At 60.6% G+C, this 18,544-nt stretch carries 17 protein-coding genes and 1 pseudogene; 10 read left to right on the forward strand and 8 right to left on the reverse strand.

Going from position 1 to position 18,544, the window contains the following annotated elements:
• Positions 1–49 precede the first annotated feature (49 nt).
• Positions 50–1,048, forward strand: coding sequence for an aldo/keto reductase (locus tag DR88_RS15360; RefSeq protein WP_004148231.1), 999 nt, complete (start codon positions 50–52; stop codon positions 1,046–1,048).
• Between the two features lie 155 nt (positions 1,049–1,203).
• Here DR88_RS15360 and DR88_RS15355 read toward each other — a convergent pair whose 3' ends face one another.
• Together DR88_RS15355 and DR88_RS30600 are read right to left on the reverse strand one after the other, a co-directional pair.
• Positions 1,204–2,478, reverse strand: coding sequence for a Glu/Leu/Phe/Val family dehydrogenase (locus tag DR88_RS15355; RefSeq protein ID WP_004151574.1), 1,275 nt, complete (start codon positions 2,476–2,478; stop codon positions 1,204–1,206).
• A gap of 212 nt (positions 2,479–2,690) precedes the next feature.
• A complete protein-coding gene (locus DR88_RS30600) occupies positions 2,691–2,837 on the reverse strand; it encodes a hypothetical protein (RefSeq protein ID WP_032443864.1) in 147 nt (48 codons plus the stop codon).
• 169 nt (positions 2,838–3,006) lie between these two features.
• On the opposite strand from DR88_RS30600, the gene DR88_RS15350 reads away from it, so the two are divergent.
• The 6 genes from DR88_RS15350 to DR88_RS15325 are packed head-to-tail and all read left to right on the forward strand — an operon-like array spanning position 3,007 to position 10,518.
• Positions 3,007–4,212, forward strand: coding sequence for a bifunctional succinylornithine transaminase/acetylornithine transaminase (locus tag DR88_RS15350; protein WP_032443865.1), 1,206 nt, complete (start codon positions 3,007–3,009; stop codon positions 4,210–4,212).
• A gap of 18 nt (positions 4,213–4,230) precedes the next feature.
• On the forward strand, positions 4,231–5,253 hold the full coding sequence (astA, locus tag DR88_RS15345) for an arginine N-succinyltransferase (protein WP_004140076.1): 1,023 nt from the start codon (positions 4,231–4,233) through the stop codon (positions 5,251–5,253).
• Positions 5,244–6,710 carry a succinylglutamate-semialdehyde dehydrogenase gene (astD, locus tag DR88_RS15340; RefSeq protein WP_032443866.1) on the forward strand — a complete coding sequence of 489 codons (1,467 nt, stop codon included), beginning with the start codon at positions 5,244–5,246 and terminating at the stop codon, positions 6,708–6,710. The genes astA and astD overlap by 10 nt, the downstream gene beginning before the upstream one ends.
• 21 nt (positions 6,711–6,731) lie before the next feature.
• Positions 6,732–8,072 (forward strand): N-succinylarginine dihydrolase, encoded by a 1,341-nt coding sequence (gene astB, locus DR88_RS15335; RefSeq protein WP_004148240.1) that lies wholly within the window; start codon positions 6,732–6,734, stop codon positions 8,070–8,072.
• Positions 8,073–8,082: 10 nt separating this feature from the next.
• Positions 8,083–9,078, forward strand: coding sequence for a succinylglutamate desuccinylase (gene astE, locus DR88_RS15330; RefSeq protein ID WP_025862301.1), 996 nt, complete (start codon positions 8,083–8,085; stop codon positions 9,076–9,078).
• A 9-nt stretch (positions 9,079–9,087) separates the two neighbouring features.
• Positions 9,088–10,518, forward strand: coding sequence for an amino acid permease (locus DR88_RS15325; protein WP_004148242.1), 1,431 nt, complete (start codon positions 9,088–9,090; stop codon positions 10,516–10,518).
• A gap of 205 nt (positions 10,519–10,723) precedes the next feature.
• Here the strand turns inward: DR88_RS15325 and DR88_RS0125665 are convergent.
• A pseudogene (locus tag DR88_RS0125665) lies at positions 10,724–12,049 on the reverse strand (MFS transporter).
• A gap of 380 nt (positions 12,050–12,429) precedes the next feature.
• Between DR88_RS0125665 and DR88_RS15320 the strand changes: the two are divergent.
• Entirely contained in the window at positions 12,430–13,230 is an 801-nt protein-coding gene (locus DR88_RS15320) for a YdcF family protein (protein WP_020316474.1), read from the forward strand.
• Positions 13,231–13,291: 61 nt separating this feature from the next.
• On the opposite strand, the gene DR88_RS30605 is transcribed toward DR88_RS15320, so the two are convergent.
• Positions 13,292–13,429, reverse strand: a complete 138-nt coding sequence (locus DR88_RS30605; protein WP_004140057.1) for a hypothetical protein — start codon at positions 13,427–13,429, stop codon at positions 13,292–13,294.
• Between DR88_RS30605 and aldA the strand changes: the two genes are divergently transcribed.
• Complete coding sequence (aldA, locus tag DR88_RS15315; RefSeq protein ID WP_025861995.1) at positions 13,428–14,867, forward strand: aldehyde dehydrogenase; 1,440 nt, start codon at positions 13,428–13,430, stop codon at positions 14,865–14,867. The two genes, DR88_RS30605 and aldA, sit on opposite strands and share 2 nt — an antisense overlap.
• Before the next feature lie 48 nt (positions 14,868–14,915).
• Here the strand turns inward: aldA and gap are convergent, their stop codons facing one another.
• Complete coding sequence (gene gap / locus DR88_RS15310; protein ID WP_002903227.1) at positions 14,916–15,914, reverse strand: type I glyceraldehyde-3-phosphate dehydrogenase; 999 nt, start codon at positions 15,912–15,914, stop codon at positions 14,916–14,918.
• A 282-nt stretch (positions 15,915–16,196) separates the two neighbouring features.
• On the opposite strand from gap, the gene DR88_RS15305 reads away from it, so the two are divergent.
• Positions 16,197–16,355 (forward strand): YqaE/Pmp3 family membrane protein, encoded by a 159-nt coding sequence (locus DR88_RS15305; RefSeq protein ID WP_002903230.1) that lies wholly within the window; start codon positions 16,197–16,199, stop codon positions 16,353–16,355.
• A 34-nt stretch (positions 16,356–16,389) separates the two neighbouring features.
• Here the strand turns inward: DR88_RS15305 and DR88_RS15300 are convergent, their stop codons facing one another.
• The 3 genes from DR88_RS15300 to yedE form a co-directional block, all read right to left on the reverse strand.
• Positions 16,390–16,782, reverse strand: coding sequence for a DUF1398 domain-containing protein (locus DR88_RS15300; protein WP_004224558.1), 393 nt, complete (start codon positions 16,780–16,782; stop codon positions 16,390–16,392).
• 250 nt (positions 16,783–17,032) lie between these two features.
• A complete protein-coding gene (yedF, locus tag DR88_RS15295; RefSeq protein ID WP_002903233.1) occupies positions 17,033–17,266 on the reverse strand; it encodes a sulfurtransferase-like selenium metabolism protein YedF in 234 nt (77 codons plus the stop codon).
• Entirely contained in the window at positions 17,263–18,471 is a 1,209-nt protein-coding gene (gene yedE, locus DR88_RS15290; protein WP_004148247.1) for a selenium metabolism membrane protein YedE/FdhT, read from the reverse strand. The genes yedF and yedE overlap by 4 nt, the downstream gene beginning before the upstream one ends.
• Positions 18,472–18,544: the final 73 nt, after the last annotated feature.

Below are 18,544 nucleotides of genomic sequence, written 5' to 3' on the forward strand. Positions count from 1 at the left end.
TGAAAGGGAAGTATATATTTAATGCCATTCAGCAATTAAGGAAAATAAGATGAAAACACGTTATCTTGGAAAAGAGAAGTTTCAGGTTTCCGCATTAGGTCTCGGATGTATGGGGATGAGTTTTGCCTATGGCGGCGCTGAAACGTCGCAGGCGATAAATACGATCCATGCCGCCATGGACATGGGCGTGACCTTCCTGGATACCGCCGAAGTATATGGTCCTTTCGATAATGAAGTTCTGGTCGGAAAAGCGATTAAAGGTTTTCGCGATAAGGTGCAGATTGCCACCAAATTTGGATTTCGTATTTTGCCGACCGGCCAGGGTCTGGAGCGGATGGCCGGCGTTGACAGCCGTCCGGCACATATTCGCGAATCAGTGGAAGGGTCGCTGAAGCGACTGAATGTCGAGACCATCGATCTGCTCTATCAGCACCGCGTCGATCCCGCGGTACCGGTGGAAGAGGTGGTGGGCACTATGGCCGATCTGGTTAAAGAGGGTAAAATTCGCCATATCGGTCTGTCGGAAGTATCTGCTCAGACGCTGCGCCGGGCCTGCAAGGTACATCCGATCGCTGCCGTGCAGACGGAATATTCGCTATGGAGCCGCGAGCCGGAGGCCGGTATTCTCCACACCTGCCGCGAGCTGGGGGTCGGCTTTGTGCCATACAGCCCGCTTGGCCGCGGCTTCCTGACGGGGACAATTACCGATCCCGGCGTTTTGGCAGCGGATGATTTCCGCCGCCATCTGCCGCGCTTCCAGGCCGAAACCATGCGCAAAAACCAGCTGCTGCTTGAGCGCCTTCAGCAGGTGGCCACCCGCTATGACGCGACCCTTGCGCAGATTGCCCTTGCCTGGGTGATGAGCAAAGGCGAGGATATCGTGCCTATCCCGGGGGCGAGGAAAATTGCTCACCTGCGCGACAATGCCGGCGCCGCGAATATTACCCTCGCGCCGGAGGACATCCTCACCATCGAACATATTTTCACTGCCGACAACGTCACTGGCTTACGCTATACCCAGGGCGACTTTGATTTAATCGAAAAATAATCCCCTACCGGCAGCGGATGGTTATTACTTGCGTGACGTTGTCACCTTTGCCGAACAACTCCTCGTCAGATAGCGCACATCCTCGGCGGTTAACGGCGCGGCAAAGAAAAAAAGGGGCGGCGCAAGGCCACCCCTGATGCGGTTGCTGATGGGGATCAGCCCGGGTAGATGCCGCGGTCTTTACGCGCCATCAGGATGCGCTCGCAGGCCACGATATAGGCGGCGGTGCGCAGCGTACACTCTTTCTCGGCGGCTTTATCCCAGACGTGCACGATAGCGTCGGTCATAATGCGGTCCATCTTGGCGTTGATCTCCTCTTCACTCCAGAAGAAGCTGGCCATGTCCTGTACCCACTCAAAGTAGCTGACGGTCACCCCGCCGGCGTTGCAGATAACGTCCGGCACCACGATCACGCCGCGCTCGGCCAGCACGTCGTCCGCTTCCGGATAGGTTGGGCCGTTGGCCCCTTCCAGGACCAGTTTGCAGGTCAGCTTCTCAGCGCGCTCGCGGGTGATTTGCCCTTCCAGCGCCGCCGGGATCAGGATGTCCATCGGGGTGGTCCAGAAGGCGTCTTTATCGATCTCCTGGGCGCCCGGGAAACCGGCAATCTGCTTTTTCTCCGCCTGCCAGGCGGTGAGGGCGGCCATATCGATTCCGCCTTCGTTATACAGGGTCGCGGTATGATCCTGAATAACCACGATACGAGCGCCGACGCCAGCGAACAGGCGGGCCGCTTCGCTACCGACGTTACCAAAGCCCTGCAGCGCCACTTTGGCGCCTTCAATTTCGATACCGGCGCGACGGGCAACTTCCCGGCCGGTGACAAACACGCCGCGTCCGGTGGCTTTTTCACGACCGAGGGAGCCGCCGAGGTGGATCGGTTTGCCGGTGACCACGCCGGTGATGGTGGTGCCATGGTTCATGGAGTAGGTGTCCATCATCCATGCCATCACTTTGCCATTGGTGCCGACGTCCGGCGCCGGAATATCTTTCTGCGGCCCGATAATAATGCCGATTTCGCTGGTGTAGCGGCGGGTCAGACGCTCCAGTTCACCTTCCGACAAGGAGAAGGGGTCGACGCGGATGCCGCCTTTGGCCCCGCCGTAAGGAATATTGACCGCGGCGCACTTAATGGTCATCCAGGCAGAAAGTGCCATGACTTCGTTAAGATCGACATCTGGATGGTAGCGAACACCACCTTTACCCGGTCCGCGCGACAGATTGTGCTGAACGCGATAGCCCTCGAAGTGGCGGATGGTGCCGTCGTCCATTTGCACAGGAATGTCGACGATCAGCGCGCGCTTCGGATGGCGCAGGGTTTCCACCCAGTAGGCAAGATCGCCGAGATAAGGCGCGACGCGGTCGATCTGGCGCAGGTAGGTGGTCCATGGAGATGTACTACTTTCAGATGCGTAAGATAACTTTTCCATAAGAGTCCTGTTTCTCAGTGTTATTTATGTCGTGTAAAACCGTGGAATAGCTACAGCAGTAAACTCTGTGCAATGAATGGTATCACCAATTTTATAAAGCGGTATTTGACGGCAATTCCGATTTTTATATTTTTGTTAGATTTTTTATTTTTTAAGTGAATAACTACGCACGTCAACCACCCGCAAACTGTGCATTTTAATTCACTTTTTATTCACTTAAGTGCATAAGAAAATATTTTTTCTATGTTTTTCATTATCTTGATGATCTTCAAAAAGTGAATAAATTGCTTTTGCCCGTATTGATAATCTTGTTGTTCACAGGCCAGCATTAGCCCACACAACAACATGGCATTAACCATGAATTAACAATTACCCGTAAAAAGAATAGGGCTTTATTTTTCTGTGGTGAGTATTTTTACCATCGCAGCGGGCGCGCTCGTGCCCAAAATAAGCCGAGGGGCAGGGTTGATGTCGATTGTCCAACGCGACGGGAGCGTTTTCCGTCGTCTTACGTTCCGGAGATAAATTATGTCAGGCAGTATGACTCGCGAAGATTTTGACGCTTACCTGGTTCCCTGTTTTGCCCCCGCGCCGTTTATTCCGGTCAGAGCTGCGGGCTCCCGCGTCTGGGACCAGCAGGGGAAAGAGTATATCGATATGGCGGGCGGCATCGCAGTGAACGCCCTGGGCCATGCTCACCCGGCGCTGGCTCAGGCCCTGCAGGATCAACTGGCGAAACTGTGGCATATCGGCAATGGCTATACCAACGAGCCGGTGCTGCAGCTGGCGAAAACCCTCGTGCAGTCGACCTTTGCCGACAAGGTGTTTTTCTGCAACTCCGGCGCCGAAGCCAACGAGGCGGCCCTTAAGCTGGCGCGGAAATATGCCCACGATAAGTTTGGCGGTGAAAAAAGCGAACTCATCGCCTTCAACCACGCCTTCCACGGCCGCACGCTGTTCACCGTCTCCGTTGGCGGCCAGCCGAAATATTCCAGCGATTATGCTCCGCTGCCGCAGGGCATTACCCATCTGCCCTATAACGATATCGAGGCGGTCACCGCGGCGATCTCCTCGCGCACCTGCGCGGTGATCGTCGAGCCGATTATCGGCGAAGGCGGGGTGATCCCGGCGGACCCGGCGTTCCTGCAGGCGCTGCGTACCCTCTGCGATCGCCATCATGCCACCCTGATATTCGATGAGGTGCAGACCGGCGCCGGGCGTACCGGCCATCTCTACGCCTACCAGCATTACAACGTCGTCCCGGACATTCTCACCAGCGCCAAAGGGCTGGGGGGCGGCTTCCCGATCGGCGCGATGCTGGCGAAAGAGGCCTGGGCGCAGGTCTTCCAGCCAGGCACTCATGGCACCACCTTCGGCGGCAACCCGCTGGCGGCAACCGTCGCTAACGCCGTGCTGGCCCATCTCGATGCGCCGCTGCTGGCGGGCGTTGGCGAGCGCCATGCGCTGATCGTTGACCAGTTGAATGCGATCTCTGCCCGTTACGATGCGTTCAGCGCCGTGCGCGGCACCGGTCTGCTGATCGGCGCTGAGCTGGCGGGGCCGCTGCGCGGCAAGGCCAAAACGTTGACCAACCTGGCGGCGGAAGAGGGGCTGATCGCCCTGATTGCCGGCCCGGACGTGCTGCGCTTCGCGCCGGCGCTCAATATCCCGCTGGCGGATATTGCGGAAGCCTTCGTGCGCCTTGATCGCGCCGTTGCCCGCTTAACCCGCTAACCGGGAGGACGGCCTGTGATGCTATTTCGTCCCGTACGGGAAAACGATCTCGACGACATCGTCCGCCTCGCCGCGCGGGCGGGGGTCGGCATGACCTCTTTACCGCATGACGTCGGGCGCCTGGCGGCCCGGATCCGGCGCAGTATCGAGACCTTCGCCGGCGAACTGCCGCGCAGCCAGCAGGGTTTCCTGTTTGTGCTGGAGGACACCGCGCTGGCGCGGGTGGTGGGGGTGAGCGCCATTGAGGTCGCAGTGGGCCTGGACGAGCCGTTTTACAATTTTCGCATTCAGAAAACGGTGCGCGCCTCGAAAGCGCTGGGAGTCTATAAGCCCCAGGAGCTGCTTAATCTCAGCTATGACCACACCGGGCACAGCGAACTGTGTACGCTGTTTCTCGACCCGGCGTATCAGCGCAACCGCAATGGTCTGCTGCTCTCCAAGGCGCGCTTTTTATTTATCGCCGCCTTTCGCGAGTGGTTCTCCCCGCACCTGTTTGCCGAACTGCGCGGCTGCAGCGATGAGCAGGGACAGTCGCCGTTCTGGGATGCGCTGGGCCATCATTTCTTCGACATCCCGTTCGCCGATGCCGACCGGCTGACCGGCACCGGCATGAAAACCTTTATTGCCGAACTGATGCCGGCGTACCCGATCTATATCTCACTGCTGCCGGAAGCGGCCCGCGGGGTCATCGGTCAGGTGCATCCCAATACCGCCCCGGCGCGGGCGATCCTCGAGAAAGAGGGTTTCAGCTGGCGCGGCTCGGTGGATATTTTCGATGCCGGTCCGGTGCTGGAGGCGGACACCGATCAGATCCGCGCCGTGCGCGACAGCCAGCGCCTGCCTGTCCGGCAGCTGATGGGCGACCTGCCGGCGCCGACCCTCGTCGCCAACGGTCAATTCGACAACTTTCGGGCGCTGCTGGTGGCCCACGAAGAGCAGGTCTCGCTTGACAGCGCCGCGCTGGACGCGCTGCAGGTCAGTGAAACCGACCGCGTTTATACGGTAACCCTGAATCCAGAGGACAACAGATCATGGCGGTAAAAGCACAGTTTATAGCCGGGCAGTGGCTGCCAGGCAGCGGCGCAACGATGAGCAAACTGGCCCCGGAGGATCAGTCGCTGCTGTGGCAGGCGGCCAGCGCGGGGGCTGACGACGTCCAGGCGGCCTGCGCCGCGGCGCGCGCGGCGTTTTATCCCTGGTCGCACCGGCCGCTGGCCGAGCGTATTGATGTCGTACAGCGTTTTGCCGCGCTGCTGGAGACGCATAAAGAGGCGCTGGCGACCCTGATTTCCCGCGAGACCAGCAAGCCGCTGTGGGAGACCCGCGCCGAAGTGCAGGCGATGATCGGCAAGGCCGCGATCTCCATCGAAGCCTATCACCAGCGGACGGGCTTTCATGAGTCGACGCTGCCGGACGGTAAAGCGCTGCTGCGCCACAAACCGCACGGCGTGATGGCGGTCTTTGGCCCCTACAACTTCCCGGGCCACCTGCCCAACGGACATATCATTCCGGCGCTGATCGCCGGGAACACCATTGTGTTTAAACCCAGCGAGCTGACGCCGGCTACCGCTGAAATGACCGTCCAGCTGTGGCAGCAGGCGGGCATCCCCGACGGGGCGATCAACCTGCTGCAGGGCGGAAAAGCCACCGGCCAGGCGCTGCTGGAAAATCGTGATATCGACGGCGTGCTGTTCACCGGCAGCGCGGCGGCCGGTTTCCACTTCCATCGCTACTTCGGCGGCCAGCCGGAGAAGATGCTGGCCCTCGAGATGGGCGGCAACAACGCACTGATCGTCGCCGACGCGGCCGATATCGATGCGGCGCTGCATGTGATTATCCAGTCGGCGTTTATCTCTGCCGGGCAGCGCTGCACCTGCGCGCGCCGGCTGCTCGTGCCGCGCGGCGAGCAGGGGGATGCGCTGCTGCAGCGGCTGGTAGAGGCCAGCGCGCAGATCCGCGCCGGCAAGTGGGATGATCAGCCGGCGCCGTTTATGGGCGGGGTGATCTCTCTCGACGCTGCGCAGAACATGCTGGCGGCGCAGCAAAAACTGGAGGGGCTCGGCGGCAAGGTGCTGCTGCGCATGCGCCAGCCTGACCCGCGCTCCACGGTGCTGACCCCGGGGATCGTCGACGTCACCGGTATTGAGGTGCCGGATGAAGAGTACTTTGGCCCGCTGCTGACGATTATCCGTTACGACGGCTTCCCGGAGGCGATTCGCCTCGCCAATCAGACCCGCTATGGCCTGGCCGTCGGGCTGATCTCCAGCGATGCGGCGCAGTTTGATCAGCTGGCGGACGAGGCGCGAGCCGGGATCGTCAACTGGAACAAGCCGCTGACCGGCGCATCGAGTAAAGCGCCGTTTGGCGGGGTGGGCGCCTCCGGCAACCATCGCGCGGCAGCGTGGTACGCCGCCGACTACTGTGCCTGGCCGATGGCCTCTCTGGTCAGCGATACGCTGACGCTTCCGGCGACGGTATCGCCGGGCCTGCCATTCTGATAACGGATCCTGTGAGGACATATGTCTGGTTTTGAAGCAAACTTTGATGGCCTGGTCGGCCCGACGCACCACTACGCCGGACTCTCCGTCGGCAATGAAGCCTCGCAAAATAACCGCGATGGTCTCTCTAACCCTAAAAAGGCGGCGCTGCAGGGGCTGTATAAAATGAAAGCCCTGGCCGATCGCGGCTTCGTGCAGGGCATTCTGCCGCCGCAGCCGCGGCCGAATCTGCGTCTGCTGCGCGAAGTGGGTTTCCAGGGCAGCGATGAGCAGGTTATCCGGCAGGCGGCCCACGCGGCGCCGCAGCTGCTCTCCGCCTTCAGCTCCGCCTCGTCGATGTGGACCGCCAACGCGGCGACTGTCTCACCGTCGGCGGACAGCGCCGATGGCAAAGTCCATTTCACCGTCGCCAACCTGAACAATAAGCTGCACCGTATGCAGGAGGCACCCACCACCTCGGCGATCCTTGGCGCCACGTTCGCCGATCCGCGCTACTTTGCCCACCATGCGGCGCTGCCGCAGCATGGCGACCTCGGCGATGAAGGGGCGGCCAACCACAACCGCTTCTGCCGGGAATATGACCGGCAGGGAGTGCAGTTTTTCGTCTATGGTCGACGCGCCAGCGGCGGTATCGCCCCGGTGAAGTATCCGGCGCGGCAGACCCTCGAGGCCAGCGAAGCGGTGGCCCGCCTGCATCAGCTGGATCCGCGCTACACGGTGTTTGCCCAGCAGGCGCCGCAGGCTATCGATCGCGGCGTGTTTCATAACGACGTCATCGCGGTCAGCAATCGCCATGTGCTGTTCCACCATCAGCAGGCGTTTGTCGATCAGGCTACAGTGCTGGCCACGCTGCGGGCTAAAAGCGACAGTCTGGATATCCCGTTCACCAGCGTGGAAGTGCCGGACGAGCGGGTTTCGCTCGACGACGCCGTGGCCTCTTACCTGTTCAACAGCCAGCTGCTGAGCAAACCAGACGGCAAGATGCTGATCGTGGTGCCGGAGGAGTGCCGCCAGCGGGAAAACGTCTGGCGCTATCTCAGCGATCTCGCCGCCGATAGCGCATCGCCGATCGATGAAGTGGCGGTCTTTGACCTGCGGGAAAGCATGCGCAACGGCGGCGGCCCGGCCTGTCTGCGGCTGCGGGTGGTGCTCAACGAGGCGGAGCGCCAGGCGGTCAACGCCCATAGCCTGATGAACGACGAACGTTATCAGCAGCTGACGGCATGGGTGGAAAAACACTATCGCGACCGGCTGCATGCCCGCGATCTGGCGGACCCGCAGCTGCTGCGCGAGGTTTATCAGGCGCTGGATGAGCTGACGCAGATCCTGCGCCTGGGCGCGGTCTATGATTTTCAGCGTTAAGGAGCGGCAGATGGAGCACCTGGTTAACGATTTACTGCACTGCCGCCTGCAGGCGTGGACCTTTCCGGCGGGCATCGAGGCCCGCTGGCTGGGCGAGGGCATTTTACAGCTGCTGCCGACGGCGCCGTGGCGCCAGGCGACGATCCTCTCCGCCGGCGTGCATGGCAATGAGACCGCGCCGATTGAACTGCTGCTGCAGCTAACCCACGATCTGAGCCAGGGGCGGCAGCCGCTCACGCAGGCGCTGCTGATCGTCTTTGGTAATCTGCCGGCGATCCGCGCCGCGCGCCGCTATCTGCATAACGACCTGAATCGCCTGTTCGGCGGCCGCCATCTGGCGGTCACCCCGGGAAATGAGTCGCGGCGGGCTTTTGCGCTGGAGCAGGCGGTGCAGGCTTTTTATCGCGCCGCCGATGCGGCGGGGCCGGTCAACCGTGGTCATCTCGATATGCACACCGCCATTCGCGGATCGTTGTATCGCCAGTTTGCGCTGCTCCCGGCCCACGCCGGGGATTTTTCGCCCGATTTCTATCAGCTGCTGCAGGCCAGCGGGATGGACGCCGTCGTGCGCCATACCGAAGCGGGCGGCACCTTCACCCATTTCACCTGCGAAAAGTTCGCCGCGCAAAGCGCCACCCTGGAGCTGGGGAAAGCGATGCCGTTCGGCGCCAACGATCTCAGCCTGTTCGCCGCCGCCGACGCGGCGATCCGGGCCTGGATCGCTGATGCGCCGCTGCCGCCGCGCGACAAAGCGCCGGTGGACTACTTCCTGGTCGAGGAGAGCATCATCAAGCGCGAGGGGGAATTTACGCTTAATCTCGCGGCAGACGTTGAAAACTTCACCGCGCTCCCGGCAGGGTATGAGATCGCCCGCCAGGCAGAGAAACGTTGGGTGGTGCAGGCCCGGGCCCCCTATATCCTCTTTCCCAACGCCGGGGTCGCCACCGGCCAGCGCGCCGGGCTGTTGCTCCGCGCCGCTGACCTTCGTCTCCCGCAACCAGCCTGAGGAAACACCATGACTGAACATCAACATCAGGCGTCACCTGCCGCCGGAGGTGAAGGCGCGTCACAGCTTAAGCGCGGGCTCAGCGCCCGCCATATCCAGGTGATTGCCCTCGGCGGCGCCATCGGCACCGGGCTGTTTATGGGGGCGGGGCGCAACATCGCCGTCGCCGGCACCTCGATCCTGGTTATCTATGTGCTGGTCGGGTTCTTTACCTATATGGTGATGCGGGCGATGGGCGAGCTGCTGCTCACCCGCCATGACTACCGCTCGTTTGCCGACTTTGTCGGCGAGTATCTCGGGCCGCAGGCCAGCTTTTACCTCGGCTGGACCTACTGGCTAAGCTGGGTGGTGACCTGTATCGCCGACGTAGTGGTCTGCGGGAGCTATATGCAGTACTGGTTCCCGGAACTGTCGGCGTGGATGCCGGCCCTCAGCATGCTGGCGATTCTGTTCCTGCTTAATCTGCTGTCGGTGAAAATGTTTGGCGAGGCGGAGTTCTGGTTCGCCCTGATCAAGGTGATCACCATTATCGCCCTGATCGGCACCGGCGGCTGGATGATTGCCACCGGCTGGACCTCCCCGGACGGCGTGACGGCCTCCCTCAGCCATCTCACCGACCCGACGGCCTTTATGCCCCACGGCATCACCGGCTTTTTCGCCGGCTTCCAGATAGCGATCTTCTCCTTTACCGGCATTGAGCTGCTGGGCACCATGACGGCGGAGACCCGCGATCCGCAGCGCATTTTGCCCAAGGCGATCAATGCTCTGCCGCTGCGGATTATCATCTTCTATCTGCTGTCGATGGTGGTGATCATCGCTGTCGCCTCGTGGCCGGGGGTGTCGGCGGAGACCAGCCCCTTCGTGACGCTGTTCGCCAAGGCCGGGCTGCCTGCCGCCGCGGCGGTGATTAACTTTGTGGCGCTGACCTCGGCGATGTCCTCGGCCAACAGCGGGGTCTTCTCCAGCACCCGCATGCTGTACGGCCTGTCGGTGGAGAAGCATGCGCACTGGCAGTTTCGTATCCTGTCGCGCAGTACCCGCATTCCGGTGCGCAGCCTGCTGTTCTCCTGCTTCTGCATGCTGATCGGCACGCTGTTGCTGTTTCTGGTGCCGAACGTGATGACCCTGTTCACCATCGTCTCGACCCTGGCGGCGATTATGGTGGTGTTCAGCTGGGGGATGATCCTCGTGGCCTATCTGGTTTACCGCCGTCAGCGTCCGGACCTGCACGCCGGGTCGATCTTTAAGATGCCCGCCGGGGTGGTGATGAGCTGGGTGAGCCTGCTGTTCTTCGCGTTCGCTATCTTCATCATGATCTTTGACCCGGACACGCTGCTGGCGCTGTTGGCTTCTCCGCTGTGGTTTATCGCGCTGTGGGGCTTCTGGAAGCTGAAGCAGCGGCGCGAGGGGCAGCTTCAGCTGGACAACCAGAGCGCCTGACACCCGCCGGCCCTGGCGGCCGGCTAAGCAGGGGGGGAAAACTTGACGCCTGTTTCGGCCCGGTGGCGGCTGGCGCCTTACCGGGCCCATGCTTACCGGACTTGGGATAAGCGGTATCCCCCGCAGCGCGATCCCCCCAGGCCCGCGCACGCGCAGCGCCGCCGGGCGGGATAGTCGACTCCGTAGTAGCCCTGGCGGGCTGCGGTCAGGCGCTTTCCGCCCGGGAGGGGGCCGTGCCCAGCGCGGACTTCATCCGGCTGGCGCAGAATATCGCCAGGAGCGAAATCGCCACCGTAATGCCCAGATAAATGGCCACCGGCCGCCAGTCACCGTCATATTTTGCCAGCAGACCGGTGGCGATAAGCGGCGCGGTGCCCCCGGCCAGCGCGGCGCCCAGCTGGTAGCCGAGGGTGATCCCGGTATAGCGCACATTGGCGCTGAAAATCTCAGAGCACAGGGTGCCGAGCACCGCGGTTACCGGCGCCCACAGGATGCCGAAGGCAACGATCGTCGCCAGCATGATGCCCCAGCCGGTGCCGGTGTCGAGCAGCAGGAACCACGGGACGATAAACAGCCCCAGCAGCACCACGCTCAGGGTGTACATCTTTTGCCGACCCACCTTGTCTGACAGCAGCCCCATCAGCGGGATCATCACGGTGGCCACCAGCGCGCCCAGGGTCACGGATTCCAGCGCCTGCGACTTCTGATAGCTCAGGGTGGTGGTGGCGTAGCTGACTACAAAGGTGGAGAAGATTTAGAAGGGGGCGGTCTCCACCACTTTCAGGCCGGCGGCGATCAGCACTTCCCGCCAGTGGTGCATGAGCGTATCGCGCAGCGGGGCCTTCGCCACCTGGCCGGATTTTTTCACCTGCTTAAAGGCGGGCGTTTCGTCGATATCTTTACGGATCCACAGGCCGAGAAAAACGAGGACGGAGCTGAGCAGGAACGGTATGCGCCAGCCCCAGGCGAGAAACTGCGCCTCATCGAACAGCGTCATCAGCGAGACGATAAATGTCGCCATCAACATGCCGATGGTCACCCCGGCCTGGGGAATGCTGCCGAAAAAGCCTTTCCGCTTTTCCGGCGCGTATTCATAGGCCAGCAGCAGCGCGCCGCCCCATTCGCCGCCGATACCCATGCCCTGAATAATGCGCAGGATAATCAGCAGGGCCGGCGCCCAGAGGCCCACCATCTCGTAGGTGGGCAGCAGGCCGATCGCCACCGTGGCGCTCCCCATCAGCGACAGGGTCAGCACCAGCGTCTTCTTGCGGCCGATGCGATCGCCGATATGGGCGAAAATCACGCCGCCGATGGGGCGGATAAAAAACGTCAGCGAGAAGGAGAGCCAGGAGAGGATCAGGCCGATAACCGGGTCGACCATCGGAAAGAAGATTTTGTTGAACACCAGCGCGGCGGCGGTGCCATAGAGAAAATAATCGAACCATTCGATGGCGCTGCCTGTCAGGCTCGCGATCAGTACCTTCTTGTTTTTCTGCAGAATGGATGCAGTGTTGTCTTGTGGATTGCTCATTACGAAACGTTCTCCCGCCACGGTAGATAGGTCAGGTGTCACTCTGTACGAGCAGGGTGCAACCTGATGTGAAAAGGTTGTGTAATTGTTAAGCAACTTAGGGTTGAAGGTTACAATTGGCAAGTTTATGGCTGGCAAACTGGGCGTTATGGCGCGGTTTGAACTGGTATAACCGCGACGCTATTTTTTATTTTCCACCTGATTTTGCTGTTTTTTGTTATTTTCATAGTGAGTTGTTCAGGTGCAACCCGCCTGTTTTTAGATGTTTCTTGTTATTTCAAAATGGTTACAAATCGACGCCGCTATGCCTCCCGGCAGGCGGCGTTTATGATAGCGAAAGCATCCTCTCCGCTCGTCTGAGAGAGGATTAAGGAGACAGAATGGCAGAACAATTTCCTCCGCTGTCGGCAGCGACGCTGGCGGCGGCTAACCAGGTCGGCGCCTGGCTGGCGCAGGACGATCTGGCGACGCTGCCCGCGCTGCCGCAGGTGGACGTGGTAGTGCTGGCCGGCAACGCCGTGATCCCAACCATCGACGCCGCCTGCCGTCTGGCGGCGGCGCAGGCGGTCCCGCTGCTGATCAGCGGCGGCGTGGGACATTCTACGGGCTATCTCTACGAGGCGGTGCGCCAGGATCCCCGTTACCGTACGTTGCCGGTGGATGGCCGCCCGGAAGCGCATGTTCTGGCCGACATTGCTCATGACTACTGGCACATCCCCCATTCGCGGCTGGTGGTGGAGGACCAGTCAACCAACTGCGGTGAGAACGCCCGTTTTACCCGGACCACGCTGGAGAGCCGGGGGCTCGCCCATCGTCGCGGGATCGTCATTCAGGACCCGACTATGCAGCGGCGAACCATGGCTACCTTCGCCCGCGTCTGGCAGGGGGCGACGACGCCGCCGCAGTGGTTGAGCTTTCCCGGCTGCTCGCCGGTGCTGGAGCAGACCGATGGCCAACTGGGGTTCGCGGGCGGCGGAGCGGGGCTCTGGCCGGTCACCCGCTACCTGGGGCTGCTGCTGGGCGAGCTGCCGCGCCTGCAGGATACCCCTGAAGGGTACGGTCCGCGGGGAAAAGACTTCATCAGCCATGTCACCTTCCCGCCGGAGATCCTCGACGCCTGGCGACAGCTGCGGGAGGACGCCCAGCTTGCCGGGGCGCTGCAGGCCCGCACCCTCGGCTGAAAAATGCCCGTTTACGGCAGATTCGTCGCAAACGGGCAATTTGTGTTATTAAAATGTAACCTCAAGCGGGCATTTTTGGCCCGTTTTTATGAATCAGCTCACAGAACTGCGTCAATGTGCTGCCGAACAGCGGCTTATCCGCCCGATATTTAACAAAAAAATCACCTGTTAAATACAAATGCACCACAGGAGCAGCCATGACAGCACCCGTTCAACACCCGATGTATATTGATGGCCAGTTCGTTTCCGGTCGCGGCGACGGCTGGATCGACGTGCTTAACCCGGCGACCGAAGCGCTGCTGTCGCGGATCCCGGACGGGACTGCCGAAGAGGCGCGGCTGGCGATTGACGCCGCCGAGCGCGCCCAGCCCGGCTGGGAAGCGCTGCCGGCCATTGAGCGCGCGGGCTGGCTGCGCAAAATTGCCGCCGGTATCCGCCAGCGTGCCGACGAGATCGCCGGGCTGATCGTGGCTGAAGGCGGCAAGATCCAGCAGCTGGCGGCGGTGGAGGTTGCGTTCACCGCGGACTATCTCGACTATATGGCAGAATGGGCGCGCCGTTACGAAGGCGAGATCGTGCAGAGCGATCGCCCGGGGGAGAATATCCTTGTCTTTAAACGCGCGCTGGGGGTGACCACCGGGATCCTGCCGTGGAACTTCCCATTCTTTCTTATCGCCCGCAAGCTGGCGCCGGCCCTGATCACTGGAAATACCATCGTCATTAAGCCCAGCGAATTTACGCCCAATAATGCCATCGCCTTTGCCGAGATTGTCCATCAGGTTGGGTTGCCGAAAGGGGTCTTTAACCTTGTGCTTGGCCGCGGAGAAACCGTTGGCCAGGAGCTGGCCGGCAATCCGAAGGTGGCGATGGTCAGCATGACCGGCAGCGTGGCGGCGGGAGAAAAAATTATGGCCGCTGCGGCGAAAAATATCACCAAAGTGTGCCTCGAGCTCGGCGGCAAAGCGCCTGCCATTGTAATGGACGATGCGGATCTGGAGCTGGCGGTGAAAGCGGTAGTGGACTCGCGGGTGATTAACACCGGGCAGGTGTGTAACTGCGTCGAGCGGGTCTATGTTCAGAAGGGAATATACGACCGCTTCGTCAACCGCCTCGGTGAGGCGATGAAGGCCGTGCAGTTTGGCGACCCGGCGACGCGAGATGACATCGCGATGGGGCCGCTGATCAACGCGGCGGCGCGGGACCAGGTGGCGGGCAAAGTGGCGAAGGCGGTGGCGCAGGGGGCGCGGGTGGCGCTGGGCGGTCAGCCGCTGGAGGGCAAAGGCTATTTTTATCCGCCGACCCTGCTGCTGGATGTACGTCAGGAGATGGACATTATCCATGAGGAAACCTTCGGTCCGGTGCTGCCGGTGGTGGCCTTTTCGACCCTCGATGAGGCGCTGGCGATGGCCAATGACAGCGATTATGGCCTGACCTCCTCAATCTATACCCGCGATCTGAACGTGGCGATGAAAGCGATTAAGGGACTGAAGTTTGGCGAAACCTATATCAACCGTGAGAACTTTGAGGCGATGCAGGGGTTCCACGCCGGCTGGCGTAAGTCGGGGATCGGCGGCGCAGATGGCCGCCACGGCCTGAATGAGTACCAGCAGACCCAGGTGGTCTATCTGCAGGCCTGAGGCACTCCACACAGAACCGGCGGACAGCGCAGGCTGTCCGCCGTTCACTTAGCGGGCAAATTTCTCCAGCACGCGGATCAGTTGGGTGACAAAGCCGTATTCGTTATCGTACCAGGCGACGGTTTTCACCAGCTGTACGCCGCCGGCCTCCACAATCTCCAGCTGGGTAGCATCGTAGATCGAACCGAAATGGCTGCCGATGATATCGGAAGAGACGATCTCCTCTTCGGTGTAACCAAAGGATTCGTTACCCTCGGCCGCCTGCCTCATCGCCTGATTGACCTCATCCGCAGTCACCTTTTTCTCCAGCACCGATACCAGCTCCGTCACTGAGCCGGTTTTGGTCGGTACGCGCTGGGCATGGCCTTTCAGCTTACCGCTCAGGGCAGGGATCACCAGGCCAATGGCTTTTGCCGCGCCGGTAGTGTGCGGGATAACGTTTTCCGCCGCCGCCCTGGAGGCGCGCAGATCTTTTCCGCGCGGCCCGTCCACCAGCGACTGGGTGCCGGTATAGGCGTGGATGGTGGTCATGGTGCCTACGGTGATGCCGAAGGCATCCTGCAGAACTTTGGCCATCGGCGCCAGGCAGTTGGTGGTGCAGGAGGCCACGGAGATGATGGTGTCATCCGGGGTCAGGGTGTCATCGTTGACGTTGTAGACGATGGTTTTCATCTCGCCGGCGGGGGCGGAAATCAGCACTTTGCGCGCGCCGGCCTGGAGATGGGCTTGCGATTTCTCGGCCGAGGTGTAGAACCCGGTACACTCCACAATCACCTCGGCGCCTGCCGCCTGCCATGGAATATGCTGCGCCTCTTTTTCGGCATACACCGTAATGGTTTTGCCGTTGACGATCAGCGCATCTTCGGTAAAGTCGACGCTCCACGGGAAGGGGCCGTAGTTTGAATCATGCTTCAACAGGTAGGCCAGCACCTTTGGCGAAGTGAGGTCGTTGATAGCCACCACTTCCAGGCTGCTGTCGACTTCTAATAAACGACGTAACACCAGACGTCCGATACGACCAAATCCATTAATCCCAAGTTTACTCATGGATATTCTCCGGTTGGTAAAACGACTCGATGTGATGAAACTCCTCCAGGCTTAGCCCTGTCCCCCTGATTGGTCAACTGACAATCTGTGCGCTTTGCCAGGGCCTGCGGGCCGGAGAGGGGAAAAGTGAATGTTTTCCCGGTCTTTTTTGCCCGTGACGGCAGGGAATGATTTTTGTTACCAGAGATGAGGGGGCTGCCTGCTGGCGAAACGACGAAAAGCGTCTATGCTTAACTATTGAATAGCTTAGTAAAAAATTGACGTTAGACGAAGGGAGAGGTTATGGGATTCTGGAGAATCGTTTTCACTATCATTCTGCCGCCGCTGGGTGTGCTGCTGGGAAAAGGCTTCGGCTGGGCGTTTATTCTCAATATCATTTTGACCCTGCTGGGCTATATTCCTGGCCTGATCCACGCCTTTTGGGTGCAGACCCGCGATTAAAGGCTGACCCTCGCCGCCTCCCCCTGAGACCTGTTCAGGGGGGCATCAGGCACTCTTTATATAACAGCGTATTATCCTTCGACCAGTAGTGCCGGGTCTCCTCTTCCAGATCGACGATCCACTTAAACACCCCGGCGCTGGCGAGATCCCGGCAGTACTGTTCAAAGTTAATGGCCCGGGCAAAGTGGCGGATAACGGCGGCCCTGGTCAGACAATGGCTGGCCTCAGCGCGAACGCGCAGCAGCCCGCGGGCGCTTTTTACCGAGACCACCTCGTCGTTTGCCATTACGAAATTCATATTGCCGGTGGAAACAAAATAGATGTAGTAGGAGACCTGATGCCGACGCAGTTCATTGGCGAAGGTGGCATAGTCGGCGTCAGAACGCGCTTGCTCAAAAAAATGACCCAGCCTGACCAGCAGTTCCATTTCGATCCTTATCGTGTCGCTGTGTGCGGCTTTGGCCGATAGCGGCAGAAACCATTCACTAAATAACTTATTCGCATTTTAATAATATAGGCGCGTTATATTAATGGTGATTGCGTAACTGGAACACGGTTTCAAGTGTTACAATCTATTGCAATCGTTTGGCTACCTGGTCAGCGATGCGTAAGCGAACGGCGAGGCGGGAACGAGGAGACAAGCGCCGGCGGGGAAGGCCGCCGGCGGGAAAACGGCGCTACTTCTGGATCAAATAGCGAATGGTTGGGCCATCCTGTTGAATATCCAGCACCGTGTAGCCGTGGTTCCTTGCATCAAGCGGAATGTTATTGATCGACTGCGGACAGTCGCTGACCACTTCGAGGATCTCGCCTTTTTGCAGGGAAGGCATTGCCTCCAGGGTAGCGACCGCCGGATACGGGCAGGGTTCGCCGACCATATCCAGGCGATAATCAGGGATGATGTTTTTCATGCGCTCTCCTTCACGGTCCGGACCGCCGCCTGGCGGCGGAAAAAATGTCTCTCCCAGACGATCACCAGCAGCAGGGCGATCAGCAGCAGTAGATAGGTGGCCAGTAGTCCGCCAAAGGGACCGAAGGCGTTCAGCAGGTTGACTTTCTGCCAGTGGGTGGCGAGCGGGGCGGCGATATCGTCCCAGCACCAGGCGAGCAGCGTTGAGCCGATGACGTTGCCCAGCCCAACCCACCAGTAGTGAACCTGGCCCTCCACCGCCCGGTACATCCAGCCGGTCTCACAGCCGCCGGCCAGCACGATGCCAAAGCCAAATAGTAGCCCGCCAATCGCCGCATTAGGACCGGCCCACATAATTTTCGGCGCCATCCCCAATTGCACATAGCTGAAGATACCGATGGCGCTCGCCGCCATGCCGAAGATAATCGCCTTCGCCATCACCGTCCGGCCGGTGATCCACATATCGCGAAAGGCGGAGGTAAAGCAGATCTGCGCGCGCTCGATAAGCAGACCAAAGCCAATACCGAACAGCATCGCCAGGCCGAGCGCCGGGTGGTCTGCGGCGGTGAGCAGGCCCCAGCCGATCATGGCGAAAAAGACCACCATCCCCAGGCGGAAACGGCGGCGCGCCTGCTGCGGTTTTTGGGTTAACGGCGAGGCGGTGGACACCTTTTGTATTTTTACCGGGATGCGAAAAAGGGGCAGCAGCGTGAAGCGGGCGCCAAACCAGGAGCCGATGGCGGTGGCGATGGCAAACAGCCAGGCGTGCAGGGAGAACTGCGGAATGCCGGTGAAGAAGGCCGCCAGGTTGCAGCCCATCGCCAGCCGTGCGCCGAACCCGGCGATGATGCCGCCCGCCACGGCCTGCGCAATGCGGATCCGGCTGCGTGGCAGGCGCAGTTTGACGTTATTCGCCCACAGCGCGGCGGCCAGGCAGCCGCCGAACATGCCGATGATCATCCTGCCATCGATGCGGGTCAGCGGCGACCCTTCGAGATGTATCAGCTGGTAATAGCCCCACTGTTCGCTGTGGACGCCCAGCAGCTGCAGCAGCTGACCACCCCAGCGGGTGAATTCGCCGGTCACCGCCCAGAAGGTGCCGGTGATGCCAAAATAGTAGGTAGAGAGAATGCCCGCGGCAATGACCGCCGGGACAGGAGACCAGAACCGGATAAGCCAGGCCTGTTTGAAGGATTGCCATGTCATAAAAATGCCTCTGAACTCAGAAGGTATTAACGGTCGATGACCGACCAAAGGGGGCAAATAGTACCCGCCTTAG

Origin of the sequence: Klebsiella pneumoniae (assembly GCF_000742135.1) — a bacterium.
GTDB lineage: Bacteria > Pseudomonadota > Gammaproteobacteria > Enterobacterales > Enterobacteriaceae > Klebsiella > Klebsiella pneumoniae.

Coding starts and splice junctions, on each gene's coding strand:
- DR88_RS15350 (WP_032443865.1), top strand. CDS start 3,007: ATGTCAGGCAGTATGACTCGCGAAGATTTTGACGCTTACCTGGTTCCC.
- astE (WP_025862301.1), top strand. CDS start 8,083: ATGGAGCACCTGGTTAACGATTTACTGCACTGCCGCCTGCAGGCGTGG.
- DR88_RS15325 (WP_004148242.1), top strand. CDS start 9,088: ATGACTGAACATCAACATCAGGCGTCACCTGCCGCCGGAGGTGAAGGC.
- astD (WP_032443866.1), top strand. CDS start 5,244: ATGGCGGTAAAAGCACAGTTTATAGCCGGGCAGTGGCTGCCAGGCAGC.
- DR88_RS15355 (WP_004151574.1), bottom strand. CDS start 2,478: ATGGAAAAGTTATCTTACGCATCTGAAAGTAGTACATCTCCATGGACC.
- astB (WP_004148240.1), top strand. CDS start 6,732: ATGTCTGGTTTTGAAGCAAACTTTGATGGCCTGGTCGGCCCGACGCAC.
- DR88_RS15320 (WP_020316474.1), top strand. CDS start 12,430: ATGGCAGAACAATTTCCTCCGCTGTCGGCAGCGACGCTGGCGGCGGCT.
- aldA (WP_025861995.1), top strand. CDS start 13,428: ATGACAGCACCCGTTCAACACCCGATGTATATTGATGGCCAGTTCGTT.
- DR88_RS15360 (WP_004148231.1), top strand. CDS start 50: ATGAAAACACGTTATCTTGGAAAAGAGAAGTTTCAGGTTTCCGCATTA.
- yedE (WP_004148247.1), bottom strand. CDS start 18,471: ATGACATGGCAATCCTTCAAACAGGCCTGGCTTATCCGGTTCTGGTCT.
- yedF (WP_002903233.1), bottom strand. CDS start 17,266: ATGAAAAACATCATCCCTGATTATCGCCTGGATATGGTCGGCGAACCC.
- astA (WP_004140076.1), top strand. CDS start 4,231: ATGCTATTTCGTCCCGTACGGGAAAACGATCTCGACGACATCGTCCGC.
- DR88_RS15305 (WP_002903230.1), top strand. CDS start 16,197: ATGGGATTCTGGAGAATCGTTTTCACTATCATTCTGCCGCCGCTGGGT.
- DR88_RS30600 (WP_032443864.1), bottom strand. CDS start 2,837: ATGGTTAATGCCATGTTGTTGTGTGGGCTAATGCTGGCCTGTGAACAA.
- DR88_RS30605 (WP_004140057.1), bottom strand. CDS start 13,429: ATGGCTGCTCCTGTGGTGCATTTGTATTTAACAGGTGATTTTTTTGTT.
- gap (WP_002903227.1), bottom strand. CDS start 15,914: ATGAGTAAACTTGGGATTAATGGATTTGGTCGTATCGGACGTCTGGTG.
- DR88_RS15300 (WP_004224558.1), bottom strand. CDS start 16,782: ATGGAACTGCTGGTCAGGCTGGGTCATTTTTTTGAGCAAGCGCGTTCT.